The 19,377-nt window shown below is 68.1% G+C and carries 15 protein-coding genes and 1 pseudogene; 3 read left to right on the plus strand and 13 right to left on the minus strand.

What is annotated here, in order from left to right; genetic code table 11:
• Positions 1-9: 9 nt before the first annotated feature.
• The 4 genes from X946_RS11020 to aceK are packed head-to-tail and all read right to left on the minus strand — an operon-like array spanning position 10 to position 4,518.
• Positions 10-687 (minus strand): SDR family oxidoreductase, encoded by a 678-nt coding sequence (locus X946_RS11020; RefSeq protein ID WP_038747087.1) that lies wholly within the window; start codon positions 685-687, stop codon positions 10-12.
• A gap of 34 nt (positions 688-721) precedes the next feature.
• The gene (locus X946_RS11025) at positions 722-1,915 is read right to left on the minus strand and encodes an acetyl-CoA C-acetyltransferase (protein WP_038747090.1); all 1,194 of its coding nucleotides are present in this window, start codon (positions 1,913-1,915) and stop codon (positions 722-724) included.
• Entirely contained in the window at positions 1,902-2,672 is a 771-nt protein-coding gene (gene can, locus X946_RS11030) for a carbonate dehydratase (RefSeq protein ID WP_038747093.1), read from the minus strand. Before can ends, X946_RS11025 begins: the two co-directional genes overlap by 14 nt.
• A 34-nt stretch (positions 2,673-2,706) precedes the next feature.
• Positions 2,707-4,518: a bifunctional isocitrate dehydrogenase kinase/phosphatase gene (gene aceK, locus X946_RS11035; protein ID WP_038747094.1), complete on the minus strand. Its 1,812-nt coding sequence runs from the start codon at positions 4,516-4,518 to the stop codon at positions 2,707-2,709.
• A 287-nt stretch (positions 4,519-4,805) separates the two neighbouring features.
• Here aceK and X946_RS11040 point away from each other — a divergent pair, with 287 nt between their 5' ends.
• Entirely contained in the window at positions 4,806-5,885 is a 1,080-nt protein-coding gene (locus X946_RS11040; RefSeq protein WP_038747097.1) for an MBL fold metallo-hydrolase, read from the plus strand.
• A gap of 149 nt (positions 5,886-6,034) precedes the next feature.
• On the opposite strand, the pseudogene X946_RS30885 reads toward X946_RS11040, so the two are convergent.
• The 4 genes and pseudogenes from X946_RS30885 to X946_RS11060 form a co-directional block, all read right to left on the minus strand.
• Positions 6,035-6,656: pseudogene (locus X946_RS30885) on the minus strand (ATP-binding cassette domain-containing protein); the annotation flags it as partial.
• 223 nt (positions 6,657-6,879) lie between these two features.
• Positions 6,880-8,469, minus strand: coding sequence for an ABC transporter substrate-binding protein (locus X946_RS11050; RefSeq protein WP_038747101.1), 1,590 nt, complete (start codon positions 8,467-8,469; stop codon positions 6,880-6,882).
• Positions 8,470-8,643: 174 nt separating this feature from the next.
• Positions 8,644-9,828 carry an acetyl-CoA C-acyltransferase gene (locus tag X946_RS11055; protein ID WP_038747177.1) on the minus strand — a complete coding sequence of 395 codons (1,185 nt, stop codon included), beginning with the start codon at positions 9,826-9,828 and terminating at the stop codon, positions 8,644-8,646.
• 242 nt (positions 9,829-10,070) lie between these two features.
• Positions 10,071-10,487, minus strand: coding sequence for a MarR family winged helix-turn-helix transcriptional regulator (locus X946_RS11060; protein WP_038747104.1), 417 nt, complete (start codon positions 10,485-10,487; stop codon positions 10,071-10,073).
• Positions 10,488-10,769: 282 nt separating this feature from the next.
• Between X946_RS11060 and X946_RS11065 the strand changes: the two genes are divergently transcribed.
• On the plus strand, positions 10,770-11,483 hold the full coding sequence (locus tag X946_RS11065; RefSeq protein WP_038747107.1) for an SDR family oxidoreductase: 714 nt from the start codon (positions 10,770-10,772) through the stop codon (positions 11,481-11,483).
• A 218-nt stretch (positions 11,484-11,701) separates the two neighbouring features.
• On the opposite strand, the gene X946_RS11070 is transcribed toward X946_RS11065, so the two are convergent.
• From X946_RS11070 to argS, 4 genes are all read right to left on the minus strand, one after another.
• Positions 11,702-12,481, minus strand: a complete 780-nt coding sequence (locus tag X946_RS11070) for an SDR family oxidoreductase (RefSeq protein WP_038747110.1) — start codon at positions 12,479-12,481, stop codon at positions 11,702-11,704.
• A gap of 19 nt (positions 12,482-12,500) precedes the next feature.
• The gene (dsbA, locus tag X946_RS11075) at positions 12,501-13,139 is read right to left on the minus strand and encodes a thiol:disulfide interchange protein DsbA (protein ID WP_038747112.1); all 639 of its coding nucleotides are present in this window, start codon (positions 13,137-13,139) and stop codon (positions 12,501-12,503) included.
• Between the two features lie 52 nt (positions 13,140-13,191).
• On the minus strand, positions 13,192-14,037 hold the full coding sequence (locus X946_RS11080; RefSeq protein ID WP_038747115.1) for an SPOR domain-containing protein: 846 nt from the start codon (positions 14,035-14,037) through the stop codon (positions 13,192-13,194).
• Between the two features lie 78 nt (positions 14,038-14,115).
• Positions 14,116-15,900 (minus strand): arginine--tRNA ligase, encoded by a 1,785-nt coding sequence (gene argS, locus X946_RS11085; protein ID WP_038747117.1) that lies wholly within the window; start codon positions 15,898-15,900, stop codon positions 14,116-14,118.
• A gap of 202 nt (positions 15,901-16,102) precedes the next feature.
• Between argS and X946_RS11090 the strand changes: the two genes are divergently transcribed.
• On the plus strand, positions 16,103-16,426 hold the full coding sequence (locus X946_RS11090; RefSeq protein WP_038747120.1) for a DUF1840 domain-containing protein: 324 nt from the start codon (positions 16,103-16,105) through the stop codon (positions 16,424-16,426).
• 224 nt (positions 16,427-16,650) lie between these two features.
• Here X946_RS11090 and metH read toward each other — a convergent pair whose 3' ends face one another.
• Positions 16,651-19,368 (minus strand): methionine synthase, encoded by a 2,718-nt coding sequence (metH, locus tag X946_RS11095; RefSeq protein WP_038747122.1) that lies wholly within the window; start codon positions 19,366-19,368, stop codon positions 16,651-16,653.
• Positions 19,369-19,377 lie beyond the last annotated feature (9 nt).

Consider the following 19,377-nt stretch of genomic DNA (forward strand, 5'->3'; position numbering starts at 1 on the left):
CTCGCCGGCTCACCAGCCGAGCTCGACGCCGTCGTATTGGAAGAAGCGGCCGTTCGCCTGCTCGCGGTCGCCCGCCGCCTGCGCGATCACGCGCCGCATGCCGGCGACGCTTGCCTGCGGCTCGAGCGCGGCCTGCGCGCCGCCCATGTCGGTGCGCACCCAGCCCGGGTGCAGCGCGATGCAGGCCGCATGCCGCGCCTGCAGCGACGCGATCCGCAGCGCGTCGTTCACCGCCGCCTTGCTCGCGCGATAGAGCCAGCCCGTCGTGCCGGTCGCCTCGCTGATGCTGCCCATCTTGCTCGACAGCACCGCGAGAACGCCGCGGCTCTCCTCGACGAGCGGCAGCAGGATCGGCATGAGCAGCATCGGGCCGAGCACGTTCGTGTGCATCACGTCGTCGAAGTCCTCCGCGCTGACGGGCTCGACGCCCGCCGTGCGCGGACCGTACACGCCCGACACGACGACGGCCGCGTCGAGCGCGACGTCGCCCAGTTGCCGGTCGAACGCCGCGACGTCGCCCGGCCGCGCGACGTCGAGCGCGATCGCGCGCGCGCCCGCCGACGCAAGCGACGCGAGCGATGCCTCGTCGCGTGCGGTGGCGATCACGCGCCAGCCGTCGTGCAGATATTGGCGCGCGAACTCGCGGCCGATGCCGCGCGATGCGCCGACGATCAATACGGTCTTCATCGGAGGACTCCTGTTCGAGTGCGCGTCGAATCGATCAGATCAGCTCGATGCCCATCGCGGTCGCCTCGCCGCCGCCGATGCACAGGCTCGCGACGCCGCGCTTGGCCGCGCGCGCGCGCAGCGCGCCGATCAGCGTGACGAGGATGCGGGCGCCCGACGCGCCGATCGGATGGCCGAGCGCGCACGCGCCGCCGTTCACGTTGACTTTGTCGTGCGGCAGGTCGTGCTCCTTCATCGCCGCCATCGCGACGACCGCGAACGCCTCGTTGATCTCGTACAGATCGACTTCGGCCGCGCGCCAGCCGTTCTTGTCGAAGAGGCGCCGGATCGCGCCGACGGGCGCCGTCGTGAACTTCGACGGCTGTTGCGCGAACGTCGAATGGCCGACGACGCGCGCGAGCGGCGTGACGCCGAGCCTGCTCGCCGTCGACGCGCGCATCATCACGAGCGCGGCCGCGCCGTCGGAGATCGACGACGAATTCGCGGCGGTCACGGTGCCCGTCTTGCTGAACGCGGGTTTGAGCGTCGGGATCTTCTCGGGGCTCGCCTTGAACGGCTGCTCGTCGCGCGCGATCACCGTCTCGCCCTTCTTGCCGGCCACCGTCACGGGCGCGATTTCCCACGCGAACGAGCCGTCTTCGTTCGCCCGCTTGGCGCGCGCGAGCGATTCGATCGCGAACGCATCCTGCGCCTCGCGCGAAAACGCGTATTCGCCCGCGCATTCCTCGGCGAACGTGCCCATCAGGCGGCCCTTGTCGTATGCGTCCTCGAGGCCGTCGAGGAACATGTGGTCGAGCACCTGGCCGTGGCCCATGCGCATCCCCGCGCGCGCCTTCGGCAGCAGGTACGGCGCGTTCGTCATGCTTTCCATGCCGCCCGCGACGATCACGTCGGCCGAGCCCGCGACGAGCATGTCGTGCGCGAACATCGCCGCGCGCATGCCCGAGCCGCACATCTTGTTGATCGTCGTGCAGCCGACCGAAAGCGGCAGCTTCGCGCCGAGCGCCGCCTGCCGCGCCGGGGCCTGTCCCTGCCCCGCCGGCAGCACGCAGCCCATCACCGCTTCGTCGATCTGCTCGGGTTTCAGGCCCGCGCGCTCGAGCGCCGCGGCGATCGCGACCGCGCCGAGCTGCGGCGCGGCGAGCGACGCGAAATCGCCCTGGAAGCCCGCGATCGGCGTGCGCGCCGCCGATGCGATGACGATCGGGTCCTGATCAACAGCCGTCATGTTTCGTCTCCTTGATGGTTTGGGCAATGAGATCGACCGCGCCGGCGAGCTGCGCCGCGTCGGCCGCCACGACGTCATTGTCCGCCGAATGCGCGCCTCCTGCCGAGAGCGCGCCGACCGCGCGGCGGTACGTCGCATCGAGCTGTTCGGAGTGCGACACGGCCATTCCGAGATCGCGCATCCGGCCGTCGTGCACGCCGTAGACGAGCGCGTGCACGGTGAGCGGCTGGCCGCGCGCCCACGCGTCGTTGACGATCGTCGTGCGGCACACGTTGACGACCTGCTCGATCGCGTTGAGCTCGATCAGGCGCCGGTAGCGCGCTTCGCCGAGCGGCCATTCGTCGAGCAGCGCCGCGTGCTTCTCGCGCACGTCCTGCACGTGGTGCAGCCAGTTGTCCGCGAGCCCGACGCGGCGGTTGTGCAGCGCCGCGTTCACGCCCGAGCAGCCGTAGTGGCCGACGACCATGATGTGCTTGACCTTCAGCAGGTCGACCGCGAACTGGATCACCGACAGACAGTTCAGATCGGTGTGCACGACGACGTTCGCGATGTTGCGGTGGACGAACACTTCGCCGGGCGGCAGGCCGATGATCTGGTTCGCGGGCACGCGCGAATCGGAGCAGCCGATCCACAGATACTCGGGCGCCTGCTGGTCGGCGAGGCGCGAGAAGTATTGCGGGTCGCCGGCGAGCTTGCGCTTGACCCAGGCGTCGTTGTTGTCGAACAGATGGGAGAGCGGATGGTCGTTCGTGTTCATCTCAAGTGAGTTCCGTGGGATGAAAAAAAAGGGCTCACGCGGCGGCGCGCTTGCCGTCGTCGGCCGCGTCGCTCGGCGCGAAGCGCTCCGGATAGCGGATGCAAAAGCGCAGCGCCGGCTCGTACGCGTAGAAGTCGGGCAGCTCGCCGCGCAGCAGGCGGTCCTTGCTGTCCTGCCAGAGCTGCGGATCGAAGAAATCCGCGTGATGCCTGATGAAATGCTCGCGCACGCGCGGATCGCCGAGCAGGAACGGCGCGTAGGTTTCGGGGAAGATGTCGTGCGGGCCGACCGTGTACCACGGCTCGCCCGACATCTCGTCTTCCTCGTTGCGCGGCGGCGGCACGCGGCGCACGTTGCAGTCGGTCAGATATTCGATCTCGTCGTAGTCGTAGAACACGACGCGCCCGTGGCGCGTCACGCCGAAGTTCTTGTACAGCATGTCGCCGGGGAAGATGTTCGCCTGGATCAGCTCCTTCACCGCGTTGCCGTATTCGCGCACGCCGTGCTCGATCTCCGCGTCGCTGCCGTTCTGCAGGTACAGATTGAGCGGCACCATCCGGCGCTCGATGTACAGGTGCTTGATGACGAGGTTGCCGCCCTCGTATTCGATGAGCGACGGCACTTCCTTTTCGAGCTCGCGCACGAGCGCGTCGTCGAGCCGCGCGAGCGGCAGCGCGACGCTCGAGTATTCGAGCGTGTCGGCCATCCGGCCGAGACGGTCGTGACGCTTGACGAGCAGGTATTTGTCCATGATCTGCTCGCGCGTCGTTTCCTTCGGCGGCGGGAAGTGGTCCTTGATCATCTTGAACACGTACGGGAACGACGGCAGCGTGAACACGAGCATCACGAGCCCCTTGATGCCGGGCGCGACGATGAAGCGGTCGCTCGAATGCGACAGGTGATGCAGCAGATCGCGATAGAACAGGTTCTTGCCCTGCTTCTGCAGGCCCACCGACGTGTAGATCTCCGCCTTCGGCTTGCCCGGCATGATCGAGCGCAGGAACTGCACGTACGCGGACGGCACGTTCATGTCGACGAGGAAGTACGAGTGCGAGAAGCTGAAGATGATCTTCAGCTGGTCGCGCCGCAGCAGCACCGTGTCGAGCGCGAGGACGCCCGCGCGCGCGTGGCGGATCGGCACCGCGAACGGCAGCACGCGATCGCCGTTGATGATGCGGCCGACCACGTACGCGGTCTTGTTCCGGTAGAACAGCGACGAGAGCACGTGGATCTGGAAATTCACCGCTTCGTCGAATGCGCCGAACTCGTCGTGAATCGCCTGCATGATGCACGCGATGTCACGCTCGAGATCCTCGAACGGCGGGTTCAGCTGGAAGTTCGTGACGATCCGCTCGAGCGTCGCCGCGAGCCCTTCGCTGCCCGGATAGTACGCGCGGTACGTCGGCTTCGCGGCGGGCTCGTCGTTCTCGATGTATTCGGTCGAGATCGCCGGGCGCACGAAGATGAAATCGTTGTTGAAGTACGCGCGGTGCAGGATCTTGCAGCACACCGAATTGAAGAACGTCTCCGCGCACTCGGGTTGACGGTGCGACGTCAGGAGACCGATGTAATGCAGCTTGATCTGCGGCCAGACTTCGCTGCCGATGTTCTCCGCGTCGTACTCGTCCTCGAGCAGCTCGACGCATTCGCGCACGCGATCGTCGTACGACGTGATGCGCTCGCGCGCGAGCCGCTGCAGCGCGTGCCAGTCCTCGCGCTCGAACAGGTCCTTCGCCTCGACGGCCGCTTCGCGGAAGATCCGGTAGTGGCGGTCGAAGTTCTCGAGGATCGTCTGCGCGACGTCGAAGCCGATCTGCGAGGACAGCAGTTTGGGAAAATGATTCATCGTGCGCGGGCTCACGGGCGGGAAGCTCACGCCATTTTAGCGCCCGGCGGGCGCGCTTTAGGCAACGCGGGGCGATTCGGCGCAGGCGGCCCGCGCGAACGGTTCAGCGACGTTCGCCGACGTTTCGCGGATCTTCCCGCAACGCTAGGGGTTCGCGCGGGATCGTGGCGCGATCTTTTTTTCAGGGGCGCGAAGGCTCGCGGCGCGCGGTTTCGCGTTGAGCGATAGAATCGGTTCCGGTTCGCGCCGCACCGCGGGCCCGACGACAACGCAACGAGACACCCCCGATGAACGCACTGGAACACCAACTCGATTATCCGTTCGCCGACACGCTGCCCGAGCCGGGCGGCTTCGTCGAGGTCGCGCCGGGCGTGCGCTGGCTGCGCATGCCGCTGCCGTTCGCGCTCGATCACATCAATCTCTGGCTGTTGCGCGACGAGATCGACGGGCAGGCGGGCTGGACGATCGTCGACTGCGGGATCGCGTCGGCGGACATCAAGGCGCACTGGGAGCGGATCTTCGACGCGCATCTGGACGGCCTGCCCGTGCTGCGCGTGATCGTCACGCACTGTCATCCGGATCATCTCGGACTCGCGAACTGGCTGTGCGAGGGCGGCGAGCGCGCGCGCTGGAACGTGCGGCTGTGGATGACGCTCGGCGAATACCTGTTCGGCTGCCTGATGGCGGCGGGCAACGGTTCGAACGCGGGCGGACCGGGCGCCGCCGACCATTTCGCGCGGCACGGCCTGACCGATCCGGCCTCGCTCGACAAGCTGCGCAGCCGCCGCAGCTACTTCTCGGATCTCGTGCCCGCGGTGCCGCCGCGCTACCGGCGGCTGCGCGAGAGCGACGCGGTCGCGATCGGCGGGCGCGAATGGCGCGTCGTCACGGGCTACGGCCATTCTCCAGAGCATTGCGCGCTCCACTGCGCGGCGGACGGCGTGCTGATCTCCGGCGACATGGTGTTGCCGCGGATCTCGACGAACGTGTCGGTATTCGATCTCGAGCCGGAGGCAAACCCGCTCGCGCTTTATCTGGGCTCGCTCGGCCGCTACGAAGCGATGGCGGCCGACACGCTCGTGCTGCCGTCGCACGGCAAGCCGTTTCGCGGGCTGCGCACGCGCATCGCGCAACTGCGCGCGCATCACGACGCTCGGCTCGCCGAGGTGCGCGCCGCGTGCCGCGAGCGGCCGATGAGCGCGGCCGACATCGTGCCGATCATGTTCAAGCGGGGCGGGCTCGACATTCATCAGATGACTTTCGCGCTCGGCGAAGCGATCGCTCACCTGAATCTGCTGTGGCTCGCGGGCGAGCTCGCGCGCGAGACGGGCGCGGACGGCGTGATCCGGTTCCGGCACGCGAGCTGAGGCGCGCGGGCTCGATTCCGCATTCGACATCCGATTCCCGCCGTCGCGCCGGCCGCGCCCGCCGGCGATCCGGCGCCACGCCGAGGGCTCGAAGCGCCATCCCTCGCCCGTCCAACGCATCGAATGCGTGGGCGCGAGCGCGTCGATGAACGCCGCGTCGTGCGACACCGCGACGATCGCCCCCGGAAAATCCGCGAGCGCCGCCTCGAACGCGCGCACCGATTCGAGGTCGAGGTGGTTCGTCGGCTCGTCGACGACGAGCAGCTCCGCGCCCGACAGCAGCGCGCCGATCATCGCGACGCGCGCGTGCTGGCCGCCGCTCAGCGCATGCGCGGGCGTGCCGGCGTCGATCGGCAGGCCGGCGTCGTCGAGCGCCGCGCGCCAGCGCTCGGCGAGGTCCCAGCGCCCGTCGAGCGTGCCGAAGTCGTCTTCTCGCGCGTCGCCGCGCGCGATGCGCTCAAGCGCCGCGAGCGGCGCGTCGAGATGCGCGACGGCGGCGGCCGTGCAACGTGGGTCGTGTGTCGCGCCGGCGTCGTGCTGCGCGACGAACGCGATCGACGCATGCCGGTCGATCGCACCCGCCGTCGGCGCGAGCCCGCCCGCGATCAGGTGCGCGAGCACGCTCTTGCCGACGCCGTTGCGGCCGACGATCGCGGTCGGCGTGCGATCGAACGTGAGGTCGAGCGAATCGAACAGCGTGACGCCGTCGTCGAAGCGGAAGGAAACGCGATGGAGCGCGACGAGCGCGGTAGCGGGTGCGGTCCGGGCCATGAGCACCTCCGAAAATGGGTGGCGACTTTCGCGCGGCGCGCACGGGATGCACGAAGTGCAACGCGCGGCGGCGAAACCATTCGGGGAAGGCTCAGTTGTTCACTTGGCGGCTCGGAATTCGTCGGAGGAAAGATGCGCGGAGTTTAGCAAGCTCCGCGCGAAGCGGACAAGGGCGGCCCGGCGCGCGTCGTTGCGCGCGGGCCGCGGCGGCGGCGTCGCAGCGCTACTGCACCGACACCGCGTCGAAGTGCTGCCGCCCGAACGGGCTCACGCGATAGCCGGCGACGTTCGGACGCGTGATCGCCGCGGCGGTCGGATAGCCGAGCGGAATCCACAGCGCCTCGTCGTGGATGATCTTCTGCGCGGCTTCGTAGAGCTTCGCGCGCTTCGCCTGATCGGCCGTTTCCTTGCCGTCGGCGATCAGCCTGTCGAGCTTCGGATCGCAGTAGCGCGCGAAGTTGAGCCCCGACTTCACCGAGTTGCAGCTGAATTGCGGCGTGAGGATGTTGTCCGGATCGCCGTTGTCGCCGGCAAAGCCCATGAACAGCAGGTCGTGCTGGCCGAGCTTCGCCTGCTTGATCAGCTCGCCCCATTCGATCACCTTCACGTCGGCCTTCACGCCGATCTTCGCGAGGTCGGCCTGCAGCAGCTCGGCGCCCGCCTTCGGGTTCGGGTTCAGCACGCTGCCCGTCGGGCGCACCCAGATCGTCGTCGAGAAGCCGTTCGGAAAGCCCGCGGCCGCGAGCAGTTGCTTCGCCTTCGCCGGATCGTGCGGATACGGCGCGATCGATTTCGCGTAGCTCCACGTGTTCGGCGGGTACGGGTTCGTCGCGGGCGTCGCGGTGTTGTCGAACACGACCTTCAGGTACGTCGTGCGATCGAACGCGAGATTGAGCGCCTCGCGAACCTTGTCGTTGTCGAGCGGCTTCTTCTGCGTGTTGAGCGCGACGAACGCGGTCATGAACGCGGGCGTCTCGACGACCTTCAGCGCGCGGTCGGCCTTCGCCGCCGCGACGTCCTGCGGCTTCGGCGACAGCGCGATCTGGCATTCGCCCGCCTTCACCTTCTGCGCGCGCACCGAAGGATCGGGCGTGATCGCGTAGATGAGGCGCTCGACCTTCGGCTTCGGCCCCCAGTACGTCGGGTTCGCCTCGTAGCGGATCACCGCGTCCTTCGTGTAGCTCTTCAGCACGAACGGGCCGGTGCCGACCGGCTTCGCGTTCAGGTCGGTCTGCTTGCCCGCCTTCAGCAATTGATCCGCGTATTCGGCCGAATAGATCGACGCGAAGCCCATCGTCAGGATCGGCACGAACGTCGCGTTCGGCTCGTTCAGCTCGAACTTCACGGTCGAGTCGTCGACTTTCGTCACCGCCTTCACGAGCTTCACGAGCCCCATCGATTGCGCATGCGGAAAGCCGCTCGCGCCCGCGACCTTGTGCCACGGATTCGCGTCGTCGAGCATCCGGCTGAACGTGAAGACGACGTCGTCGGCATCGAGCGCGCGCGTCGGCTTGAAGTAGTCGGTGGTCTGGAACGCGACGTTCGGGCGCAAATGGAACGTGTACGCGAGGCCGTCGGCGCTGACGTCCCATTTGTCCGCGAGCGCGGGCACGACCTTCTTCGATGCTTCGTCGTACGACACGAGCGTGTTGAACACGACGTCGGCGGACGCGTTCGTCGTGACGAGCGAGTTGTACTGGACGACGTCGAAGCCGTCCGGGCTCGACTCGGTGCAGACCGTCAACGGTTTCGCGGCGGCGACGGCGGGGGCGGCGGCGACGAGCGCGGCGGCGGCGATGAGCGTGAAGCGCATGAGATCTCCCACGTGGCGTAATTCTGATGACGGCGGGCGGCAACGCCGCAGCGGCCGCACGCCAGCGGGATAGCATACCGTCAATATGCGCCCGATGTTAATCGGCGCCGGAACGCACCATGCCGCGGCGCCGGAACCGACGCCGCGGCGGCGCGCCGCCGCGGAGCAGCGGCGTTACGTCAGCTCGATCGCCAGCGCGGTGGCTTCGCCGCCGCCGATGCACAGGCTCGCCGCGCCGCGCCGCGCGCCGCGCTCGCGCAGCACGCCGAGCAGCGTGACGACGATGCGCGCGCCCGACGCGCCGATCGGATGGCCGATCGCGCACGCGCCGCCGTGCGCGTTCACGCGTGCGCGCGGCAGGCCGAATTCGCGCATCACCGCCATCGGCACGACCGCGAACGCCTCGTTGATCTCGTAATAGTCGACGTCCGACGGCTGCCAGCCGGTGCGCGCGAACAGCTTGCGCAGCGCGCCGATCGGTGCCGTCGTGAACCATTCGGGCTCCTGCGCATGCGCGGAGTGCGCGCGGATCGTCGCGAGCGGTTGCACGCCGAGCGTCTCGGCGACCGACGCGCGCGCGAGCACGAGCGCCGCCGCGCCGTCCGACAGCGGGCTCGAATTCGCGGGCGTGATCGTGCCGTCGGCGCGAAACGCGGGCTTGAGCGTCGGGATTTTCGCGGCGTCGACGGTTTGCGGCTGCTCGTCGATCGAAATGGTTTGCGCGCCTTGACGCGTGCGGATGTCGACGGGCGCGATCTCCCAGTCGAGCGCGCCGCTTCGCTGCGCATGCTGCGCCCATTGCAGCGATTCGGTCGCGTACGCGTCTTGCGCCGCGCGCGTGAAATCGTAGCCCGCCGCGCAGCGCTCGCCGAATTCGCCCATCGGCGTGCCGCGATCGTACGCGTCCTCGAGGCCGTCGAGCGCGACGTGGTCGTAGAAGCTCGCGTGGCCCGAGCGGTAGCCGCCGCGCGCGCCGAGCGCGAGATACGGCCCGTTCGACATGCTCTCCATGCCGCCCGCGACGACGACGTCGGCGCTGCCGTTCGCGAGCGCGTCGAATGCGTAGCGGATCGCCTGCATGCCGGAGCCGCACACCTTGTTGACGGTCGCGCACGCGACCGAGCGCGGCAGCCCCGCGCCGAGCACGGCCTGCCGCGCGGGCGCCTGCCCGAGCCCCGCGTTCAGCACGCAGCCGACGTACGCTTCGTCGACGCGCGCCGGATCGATGCGCGCACGCTCGACGGCCGCGCGGATCGCGACGCTGCCGAGCTCGGTTGCACGCTTCGACGAGAGGTTGCCCAGATAGCGGCCGACAGGCGTGCGCGCCGCGGAAAGAATCACGATCGGATCGGCTGACATGATGCGCTCCATGCGTGGGGAAAAGACGGCCTGGTATTTGAATGCATATGCATATATTATGGTCGGGCGCGTTGCCGATGCAAGGTGCGGCGCTCATGGGAGGAGTACGGCTGGGGAACGGCGAATGAGGCCGCGGGTACGACGGGTACGACGTGTGCGCGTGTCGCGCGGCGGCGGGTCGCGTCGCGCGGAGGAAAGCGCCGCGCGCGAAACGCGCTCGGAAGGACGGCGAACCGCGAGGCTCAGTCCGACAGCGCCTCGGCGAGCGCGAAAATCTCGGCGTCGAGCGCCTGCATGTTGCGCTTGCCGACGCGCCGATACACGTCGTTTTGCGCGGCTTCCCAATCGGCGCGCGACGCCTTGTACAGCGCGGCGCCCTTCGGCGTGAGGCTCCAGAGCCGTACGCGCTGGTCGTCGCCGGATTCGGCGCGCACGAGCCGATTCGACTGCAGCGTCGCGAGCGTGCGGCTCAGCGTGGTCTGATCCAGCAGCAGGCGCGTCGCCAGCTCGCCCGTCGGCAGCGTGCCGCAGCCGTGCAGGGCCGCGAGGATCGTAAACTGCGTGACGCGGATGCCGTGCTTCGCGAGGTGCGCGTCGTAGAGCGACGTGATGGCGCGCGTGGCCTGGCGCAGCGTGCCGCAGTGGCACAGGAGTCTCATTGGAGCGTCGCTCATCGTGGGTCCTTCGGAATCGTTCGTCGACAGTGAACATTCTATGACTTACAAAATGCATATGCATGATTTTGCGTCGATCGGCGGTGGCGCATCGGTGCCGTGGATCGCCGTTTTGATGGATGAACCGATGTGCATGCATCGGTTGAGCGGAAAGTTGTGCTCGCCGATCGGGGCGAGGCGGCTTCGTTCGGGGTGTGGCGGCACCGCGTGCGCTCGCGTGCGCGGCGGCGGCCGTGCGTAACCGTGGTCTTGTCAGCGAGAATCGAAATGAAACTGGATGATGCTGTCGTACTGGTGACGGGGGCGAATCGCGGCCTGGGGCGCGCGTTCGTCGAGGGGCTGAAGGCGGCCGGCGCGAAGAAGATCTACGCGGCCGCGCGCGATCCGGCGCGCGTGACGACGCCCGGCGTGCAGCCGGTGCGGCTCGACGTCACGCGTGCGGACGACGTCGCCGCCGCCGCGCGCGACCTGCGCGACGTCAATCTGCTCGTCAACAACGCGGGCATCTACCGGACGGGCTCGCTCGTCGCGGATGCGGACGGCGGCGCGCTGCAGGCGCAACTCGATACGAATTTCTTCGGGCTGCTCGCGATGGCGCGCGCGTTCGCGCCGGTGCTGCGCGAGAACGGCGGCGGCGCGATCGTCAACGTGCTGTCGGTGCTGTCGTGGCTCGGCGTGCCGAACGCCGGCGCGTACGGCATTTCGAAGGCCGCCGCGTGGGCCGCGACGAACGCGCTCCGCAACGAGCTGCGCGAGCAGGGCACGCGGGTTCTCGCGCTGCATTCCGCGTACATCGACACCGACATGGTCGCGCAGGCGCAGGGCGTGCCGAAGAACCGTCCGGAGGACGTCGTCCGGCAGACGCTCGACGCGCTCGCCGCCGGCCGCGACGAGGTGCTCGTCGACGATTTGACGCGCGGCGTCAAGGCGGGATTGTCGGCCGATCCGGCGGTCTACACGCAGCCGCCGACGGGCGCATGAAGGCTCGTTGAAGCGCCGCTGAAGCGCCCGTGCGACGGCTGCGCGAGAGATGCGTGACGGATGAGTGAAAGGCACGGCGCAAGATGTGTCGCCGTTGGCGTTGCTGCCTTCGCCTTCGCCGTCGCCTTCGCCTTCACGTTCGTCGTTGCCGTCGACGTCGACGTTGGTGCTGCCGTCGCCACCGTCGCCATTGCCGCCGCCGTCAGCGGCGGTGCGCCTCAGCCCGCCTTCGCCCGCGGTTTGCGCGGCGCTTTCTCGAAGAGGCGGTCGTACAGCCAGCGCGGCATCACGTGCAGCAGCTTCGCGACGACGCCCATCTGCCACGGAATCACGCGAAACGCCGTCTTCTGCGAAATGGCGAGCGCCGCGCGCTTCGCGAAGCGGTCCGCGTCCATCAGGAACGGCATCGGATACGGATTGTGCTCGGTCATCGGCGTGCGGATGTAGCCGGGCGCGATCGTCACGACCGCGACCTGCGCGGGCCGCAGCTCGACCCGCAGCGCCTCGAGATATCTGATCGCCGCTGCTTTCGACGCGCTGTACGCGCCCGAGCCCGGCAGCCCGCGCACGCCGGCGACGCTCGCGACGCCGACGAGCGTGCCGCGTCGAGCGGCCGTCATCGGTGCGATGAACGGCTCGAACGTTGCGATCATTCCGTAATAGTTGACGTCCATGATCTCGCGGAACGCGGCGAGATCGCCTTCGCCCGTGATCGCGCCCTTGCTGATGCCGGCGTTCGCGATCACGATGTCGGGACACCCGTGCGCGGCGACGAAGCGCGATGCGGCGAGCGCCAGCGCGTCGGCGTCGCGCACGTCGGCCGGGTAGATCGAGATCGCGGCTTTGGGAAAGCGCTGCGCGAACTCGGCGAGCGCGTCGGCGCGCCGGGCGACGAGGCCGAGCGTCGCGCCTTGCCGCGCGTATTCGGCGGCGAGCGCGAGGCCGAGTCCGCTGGACGCGCCGGTGATGAAGACCTTGAGTGGGAGAGGGGCGTTCATGCCGGCGCGGGGCGGGGGGTTACAGCTTCTTGTCCTGCACTTGCTTGACGAGGTAGTCGAGCACCTGCGCCGTGCCTTCCAGGCTGTTCGTGTACGCCGGGCCCGTCTTGTACTTGCCCTGCACGACGATCGTCGGCACGCCGTCGATGTTGTAGCTCTTCAGCAGCTCGGCCGATTGCTTCACCTGGCCCTGCACGCTGAACGAGTTGTACGCGTCGAGGAACTTCTTCTTGTCGACGCCTTGCGTCGCGAGGAAGTCGGCCTGCGCCTGCGGCGTCAGCAGATAGTTCTTCTCCTTGTGGATCGCGTTGAACACGGCGGGCGTGACTTTCTCGGAGATGCCGAGCGCCGCCAGCGCGTAGAACAGCTTCGAGTGCGGAATGAAATCGTCACGGAACGCCACCGGCACGCGCTTGAACGCGATCTTGTCGCCTTGCTTCTTCACCCATGCCTCGACCGTCGGCTCGAACTCGTAGCAGTGCGGGCAGCCGTACCAGAAGAACTCGATCACCTCGACCTTGCCGGCCGGCGCGGACACCGGCTGCGGCGACTTCATCACTTCGAAGTCCTTGCCGGCGACGGGCGCGGCCGGCGACGCCTGCGCGAAACCCGCGACGAGGCTCAGGGACAGGAACAGCGTGCTAAGCAGTTTTTTCATGTTCGAACGTTCAATCGGTTGCGTGGGTAACGATGTCGGACGGCAGCGCGGCTTACTGCTTCGTAAAGCGGATCACGGCGGTATCGACTCCCGCATCGGACAGCCGCTGGCGCGCGGAGTTCATGTCGTCGAATTTCGAGAACGGCCCGATCCGCACACGGAAGTAGGTGACGCCGCTCACGTCGCGCTTGGACACCTTCGATTCGAACCCCTGGAAGCCGAGGCGCGCGCGCTGCTGCTCGGCGTCCGCTTCGGTCTTGTACGCGCCCACCTGCAGGAAGTAGCCGGTGTTCGCGTCGGCGCCCGACGTCGGCTTCGCGGCGGCCGTCGTCGCCGACGACGCGCCCTTCGGCGCCTGCGCGGCCTTAGGCGGCGTCGCGGCGCTCGCCTGCGCGTTGTTGTTCGCGACGTGCGGCGCCGAGCTGCCGTTCGCGGCCGTCTGCGGCTTCTTCGCGGGCGGCGGCGTGATGTCGGCGGGCTTCGGCGCGACCGCGACGCCGTTGTCGGCGGCGTTGTTCGATTCGCTCGACGAGCCGTTGCCGTTGTTGTTCGACGACGGCACTTCGACGATCTGCGGCTCCGGCAGCAGCGGCGGCTGGCTCGGATTCGCGGCCTGGCCGGGCGCCGTGTTGGGCGGCGCGGGCTGCGCGGCCTGCGGCGTGACCGGCTGGCCCGGCGTCTTGCCCTGCAGCGCGCGGTTCGGATCGAACTGCTGCGGCTGGCTCGCGTTGCTGTCGGCGGGCGGCGCGACCTTCGACACGAACGGCGACGGCGCGCGGGTGATATAGAGCGCCACCACTACCGCGATGGCCAGGCCGACGATGAGGCCCAGCACGATTCCAAGAAACGTTCCTCCGGCTTGTTTCGATTGCTTCGACGTGCGGCGTGGTTTTGCCATTGCTTGAGTCACCTGCGAAAAATTTCGTGAAACAGCCGCGGCGCGCTGCGCCGCGGCGCTTGGCCGATGGTCCCGGCGTTACATCTTGCTGGGCGCGGACACGCCCAGCATCGCGAGACCGTTTTCGAGCACCTGGCGCGTCGCCGCGAGGAGCGCGACGCGCGCGGTGCGCGGCGCTTCTTCGTCGACGAGAACGCGCTCCGCATTGTAGAACGAGTGAAACTCGCTCGCGAGGTCGCGCAGGTAGAACGCGACCGCGTGCGGCGCGAGCTCGTGCGCCGCGTGCGCGAGCACGTCCGGATACTCGGCGAGCTTCTGCATCAGCGCCGTCGCCTGCTTGCTGCCGAGCGGCGACAGGTCGGCGCCCGGCAGCAGCGCGTCGGTGGCGCCATAGCGTGATTTCCACTCGTTGAGCACCGAGCAGATCCGCGCGTGCGCGTACTGCACGTAATAGACCGGGTTTTCGTCGTTCTGTTTCAGCGCGAGATCGATGTCGAACACGAATTCCGTGTCCGCCTTGCGGGAAATCAGGAAGAAGCGCACCGCGTCGCGGCCGCGCGTGATCGTCGCCTCGTCGAGCAGGTCGGGCGAGACTTCCGAGCCCGGCGTCGCGCCGCCCGACCATTCGATCAGGTCGCGCACCGTCACATAGCTGCCCGCGCGCTTCGAGATCTTCACTTCCTGGCCGTCGCGCATCACCGTGACCATCTTGTGCAGCACGTAGTCGGGATAGCCCTTCGGAATCCCGACGTGCAGGCCCTGCAGGCCCGCGCGCACGCGCGCGATCGTGCCGTGGTGGTCCGAGCCCTGGATGTTGATGACCTTCGTGAAGCCGCGCTCCCACTTCGTCACGTGGTACGCGACGTCCGGCACGAAGTACGTGTAGGTGCCGTCCGACTTGCGCATCACGCGATCCTTGTCGTCGCCCTCGTCGGTCGTGCGCAGCCACAGCGCGCCTTCCTGCTCGTAGGTCATGCCGGCCCGGATCAGCGCATCGACCGTCTTCTCGACGCGGCCTTCCGTGTAGAGCGACGACTCCAGATAGTACTGGTCGAACTTCACGCCGAACGCCTTCAGGTCCATGTCCTGTTCGCGGCGCAGGTACGTGACCGCGAACTTGCGGATCGCCTCGAGATCCTCGACGTCGCGCTTGCCCGTCACCGGCTCGCCGTCGCTCGCCGCGACGGTCTCGCCGTTCAGGTAGTCGCGCGCGATGTCGGCGATGTACTCGCCGTTGTACGCGGCCTCCGGCCAGAGCGCGTCGCCCGGCTTGAGGCCGCGGGCGCGCGCCTGCGTCGAGATCGCGAGATTGCCGATCTGCACGCCCGCGTCGTTGTAGTAGAACTCGCGATGCACCGCGTAGCCCTGGCTCGCGAGCACGTTCGCGAGCGCGTCGCCGAGCGCCGCCTGGCGGCCGTGGCCGACGTGCAGCGGGCCCGTCGGGTTCGCGGACACGAATTCGACCAGCACGCGCTTGCCGTGGTTGCGCTCGGACGCGCCGAACGCGCGGCCTTCGGCGAACACCGCGCCGATCACCGCCTGCTTCGACGCGGGCGAGAGGCGCAGGTTGATGAAGCCGGGGCCGGCGATTTCGGCCGCGTCGACGAGGCCCGCCGCTTCGGGCTGCGCGGTGAGCGCGGCGACGATCTTCTCGGCGAGCTGGCGCGGATTCGCGGAAAGCGGCTTCGCGAGCTGCAGCGCGACGTTGCACGCGATGTCGCCGTGCGCGGCGACCTTCGGGCGCTCGAGCGCGATCGCGGGGAGGATGAACGTGGCGTCGGCGTCGCCTTTGGACGCCTGGACGACCTGCTTCACGCTGTTTTCGAGCAGGGTTTCGAGAGTATGTTTTTGAGCAGGCAGCATGCTGGTCGAAGATATCGTTGGCGGCGTCCCGCCTGGCCGGGCCGCCGTCGCGCCACACGGCGCGCGTTTCAGGGATCGCTGAATTTTAACAGGTGCTAATATGTCCCTCAGGTGCTGAGCGCCCCCGACGTTTGTTCAGCGCGCCGGCCGGGCGTCCGTCGCGGACGTACGGCGAGCACGACAAGATGAAAAGGGAGTTGTCATGATTACGTTCAAAAGCAAGGCGGCACAGGATCTGGATGTGCTGAAGGATTTCGCGGTCTATGTGCTCGGCGTCGTCGGCAAGCAGCTCGGCGAGCGCGGCGTGATCACGTCCGACGAGCTCGACGACGCGATCGCGAAGCTCGAGGACGCCGTCAGCCAGGCCAAGCAGGCGCGGGCCGAGCATGCGGGCCATTTCCATGAAGACGAACCCGATCACCCGCACCACGAAGTCTCGCCGAGCCTCGCGCAACGCGTCGCGCCGTTTCTCGTGATGCTGCGCGAAGCGAAGGCGCAGAACGCCGACATCCACTGGGGCTTCTGAGCGCCGTTCGCCGGCCTTCCGATACCCGGAAAGCCCGCCTCGCGCGGGCTTTTTGCATGTTGGGGGCCGGGGCGCGCGGCGCGCTCCGGCCGCCGTCGGCCGGCCGTGCGACCGCGCCTGGCGCGGGCCGCCGCCGGCCGCGCGCGCGGCCCGCGGCCGAAACGCGCCGCCGGCCGCGGAGCCGACCGAATGCCCGCCGCCGTGCGCGGCGCCCGCGGCGGCCGTCAGAGCAGCGGCGCGAGCGCGCGCTCGGCGTCCGCCTTCGACAGCGCGGTGCGGCGCGCGAAATCCTCGAGCTGATCCTGCCCGATCTTGCCGACCGAGAAGTACATGCTGTCCGGATGCGCGAGATAGAAGCCCGACACGCTCGCGGCCGGCAACATCGCGAGCGAATCGGTGATGCTCATCCCGATCTCGTCTGTATGAAGCGCTTCGAACATTGCGCGCTTCACGAGGTGATCCGGGCATGCCGGGTAGCCGGGCGCGGGGCGGATGCCCGAGTAGCGCTCGGCGATCAGCGCGTCATTGTCGAGCTGCTCGTTTGCCGCATAGCCCCATAGCTCGCGGCGCACGCGCGCGTGCATCGCCTCGGCGAACGCCTCCGCGAGGCGGTCGCCGAGCGCCTTCAGCATGATCGCGCTGTAGTCGTCGTGGTCGGCCAGGAACTGCTTTTCTTTCGCGTCGACGCCGATCCCGGCCGTCACCGCGAACATCCCGATGTAGTCGGCGACGCCCGACTCCTTCGGCGCGATGAAATCGGCGAGCGAGCGGTTCGGCCGCATCACGCCGTCGACCACCGGGCGCACGCTCTGCTGGCGCAGGTTGCGCCACGTGAGCAGCACTTCCGAGCGCGTGTCGTCCTTGTAGATCTCGATGTCGTCGTCGCCTACCGTGTTCGCGGGCAAGAGCGCGATCACGCCGTTCGCGGTCAGCCAGCGGCCCTGGATCAGGCGCGCGAGCATCGATTTCGCGTCGGAGAACACGCGGCGCGCCGATTCGCCGACGATCTCGTCGTTCAGGATCGCCGGATACGGGCCCGCGAGATCCCAGGTCTGGAAGAACGGGCCCCAGTCGATGTAGTTCGCGAGCTCGTTGAGGTCGTAGTTCTTGAACACGCGCCGGCCGATGAACTTCGGCTTGACGGGCGCGTGGTGCGCCCAGTCGATCCGCGTCTTGTTCGCGCGCGCCTCGTCGAGCGTGACGAGCGGCAGCGCCTTCTTGTTCGCGTGCTGCGCGCGGATGCGCTCGTAGTCGGACTTCAGCTCGTCGAGATACTTCGCCGCGCCTTCGTCGGACAGCAGGCTCGACGCGACCGACACCGAGCGCGACGCGTCCGGCACGTAGACGACGGGGCCTTCGTAGTGCGGCGCGATCTTCACGGCCGTGTGCACGCGCGACGTGGTCGCGCCGCCGATCAGGAGCGGAATCTTCTTCACGCGGAAGTAGTCGTCGCGCTGCATTTCGGACGCGACGTACGCCATTTCCTCGAGGCTCGGCGTGATGAGGCCCGACAGCCCGATGATGTCCGCGCCCTCGACCTTCGCCTTCGCGAGGATCTCGTTGCACGGGACCATCACGCCCATGTTGACCACTTCGAAGTTGTTGCACTGGAGCACGACCGACACGATGTTCTTGCCGATGTCGTGCACGTCGCCCTTCACGGTCGCGATCACGATCTTGCCCTTCGCGCGCACGTCGCCGCCCGCTTCCGCGAGCAGCCGCTTTTCTTCCTCGATGAACGGGATCAGGTGGGCGACGGCCTGCTTCATCACGCGCGCTGATTTCACGACCTGCGGCAGGAACATCTTGCCCTGGCCGAACAGGTCGCCGACGATGTTCATCCCGTCCATCAGCGGGCCTTCGATCACGTTGATCGGGCGGCCGCCCGCCGCGTCGATCTTCGCGCGCACTTCTTCGGTATCCTCGACGATGAAGGTCGTGATGCCGTGCACGAGCGCATGCGAAAGCCGCTTCTCGACCGGCTGGTTGCGCCACTCGAGGTTCTCTTCCTTCTTCGCGCCGCCGGCCTTGAACTTGTCGGCGATTTCGAGCAGGCGGTCGGTCGAATCGTCGCGGCGGTTCAGGATCACGTCCTCGACGCGCTCGCGCAGCTCGGCGTCGAGATCCGCGTACACGCCGAGCTGGCCCGCGTTCACGATGCCCATGTCCATCCCGGCCTGGATCGCGTGGTACAGGAACACGGTGTGGATCGCCTCGCGCACCGGGTCGTTGCCGCGGAACGAGAACGACACGTTCGACACGCCGCCGCTCACCTTCGCGTACGGCAGGTTCTGCTTGATCCAGCGGGTTGCTTCGATGAAGTCGACCGCGTAGTTGTTGTGCTCCTCGATGCCGGTCGCGACCGCGAAGATGTTCGGGTCGAAGATGATGTCCTCGGGCGGGAAGCCGACTTCGTTCACGAGGAAGTCGTACGAGCGCTTGCAGATCTCGGTCTTGCGCTCGTACGTGTCGGCCTGGCCGGTCTCGTCGAACGCCATCACGACGGCCGCCGCGCCGTAGCGGCGGATCAGGCTCGCGTGGTGGCGGAACGCTTCCTCGCCTTCCTTCAGCGAGATCGAGTTGACGATCGCCTTGCCCTGCACGCATTTCAGGCCGGCCTCGATCACGTCCCACTTCGACGAGTCGATCATGATCGGCACGCGCGCGATGTCCGGCTCCGACGCGATCAGGTTCAGAAAGCGCACCATCGCCGCCTTCGAATCGAGCATCGCCTCGTCCATGTTGATGTCGATCACCTGCGCGCCGTTCTCGACCTGCTGGCGCGCGACGGCGAGCGCCTCGTCGAACTGGCCGTTGAGGATCATGCGCGCGAACGCCTTCGAGCCGGTGACGTTGGTGCGTTCGCCGACGTTGATGAAGAGCGTTCCGGGCGTGACGTTGAACGGCTCGAGGCCGGCTAGGCGCATCGTATGGTCGGTCATGGCGGTGCG

The organism is Burkholderia sp. ABCPW 111 (assembly GCF_000773065.1).
Lineage (GTDB): Bacteria > Pseudomonadota > Gammaproteobacteria > Burkholderiales > Burkholderiaceae > Burkholderia > Burkholderia savannae.

Coding starts and splice junctions, on each gene's coding strand:
- X946_RS11020 (WP_038747087.1), bottom strand. CDS start 687: ATGAAGACCGTATTGATCGTCGGCGCATCGCGCGGCATCGGCCGCGAG.
- X946_RS11025 (WP_038747090.1), bottom strand. CDS start 1,915: ATGACGGCTGTTGATCAGGACCCGATCGTCATCGCATCGGCGGCGCGC.
- can (WP_038747093.1), bottom strand. CDS start 2,672: ATGAACACGAACGACCATCCGCTCTCCCATCTGTTCGACAACAACGAC.
- aceK (WP_038747094.1), bottom strand. CDS start 4,518: ATGAATCATTTTCCCAAACTGCTGTCCTCGCAGATCGGCTTCGACGTC.
- X946_RS11040 (WP_038747097.1), top strand. CDS start 4,806: ATGAACGCACTGGAACACCAACTCGATTATCCGTTCGCCGACACGCTG.
- X946_RS11050 (WP_038747101.1), bottom strand. CDS start 8,469: ATGCGCTTCACGCTCATCGCCGCCGCCGCGCTCGTCGCCGCCGCCCCC.
- X946_RS11055 (WP_038747177.1), bottom strand. CDS start 9,828: ATGTCAGCCGATCCGATCGTGATTCTTTCCGCGGCGCGCACGCCTGTC.
- X946_RS11060 (WP_038747104.1), bottom strand. CDS start 10,487: ATGAGACTCCTGTGCCACTGCGGCACGCTGCGCCAGGCCACGCGCGCC.
- X946_RS11065 (WP_038747107.1), top strand. CDS start 10,770: ATGAAACTGGATGATGCTGTCGTACTGGTGACGGGGGCGAATCGCGGC.
- X946_RS11070 (WP_038747110.1), bottom strand. CDS start 12,481: ATGAACGCCCCTCTCCCACTCAAGGTCTTCATCACCGGCGCGTCCAGC.
- dsbA (WP_038747112.1), bottom strand. CDS start 13,139: ATGAAAAAACTGCTTAGCACGCTGTTCCTGTCCCTGAGCCTCGTCGCG.
- X946_RS11080 (WP_038747115.1), bottom strand. CDS start 14,037: ATGGCAAAACCACGCCGCACGTCGAAGCAATCGAAACAAGCCGGAGGA.
- argS (WP_038747117.1), bottom strand. CDS start 15,900: ATGCTGCCTGCTCAAAAACATACTCTCGAAACCCTGCTCGAAAACAGC.
- X946_RS11090 (WP_038747120.1), top strand. CDS start 16,103: ATGATTACGTTCAAAAGCAAGGCGGCACAGGATCTGGATGTGCTGAAG.
- metH (WP_038747122.1), bottom strand. CDS start 19,368: ATGACCGACCATACGATGCGCCTAGCCGGCCTCGAGCCGTTCAACGTC.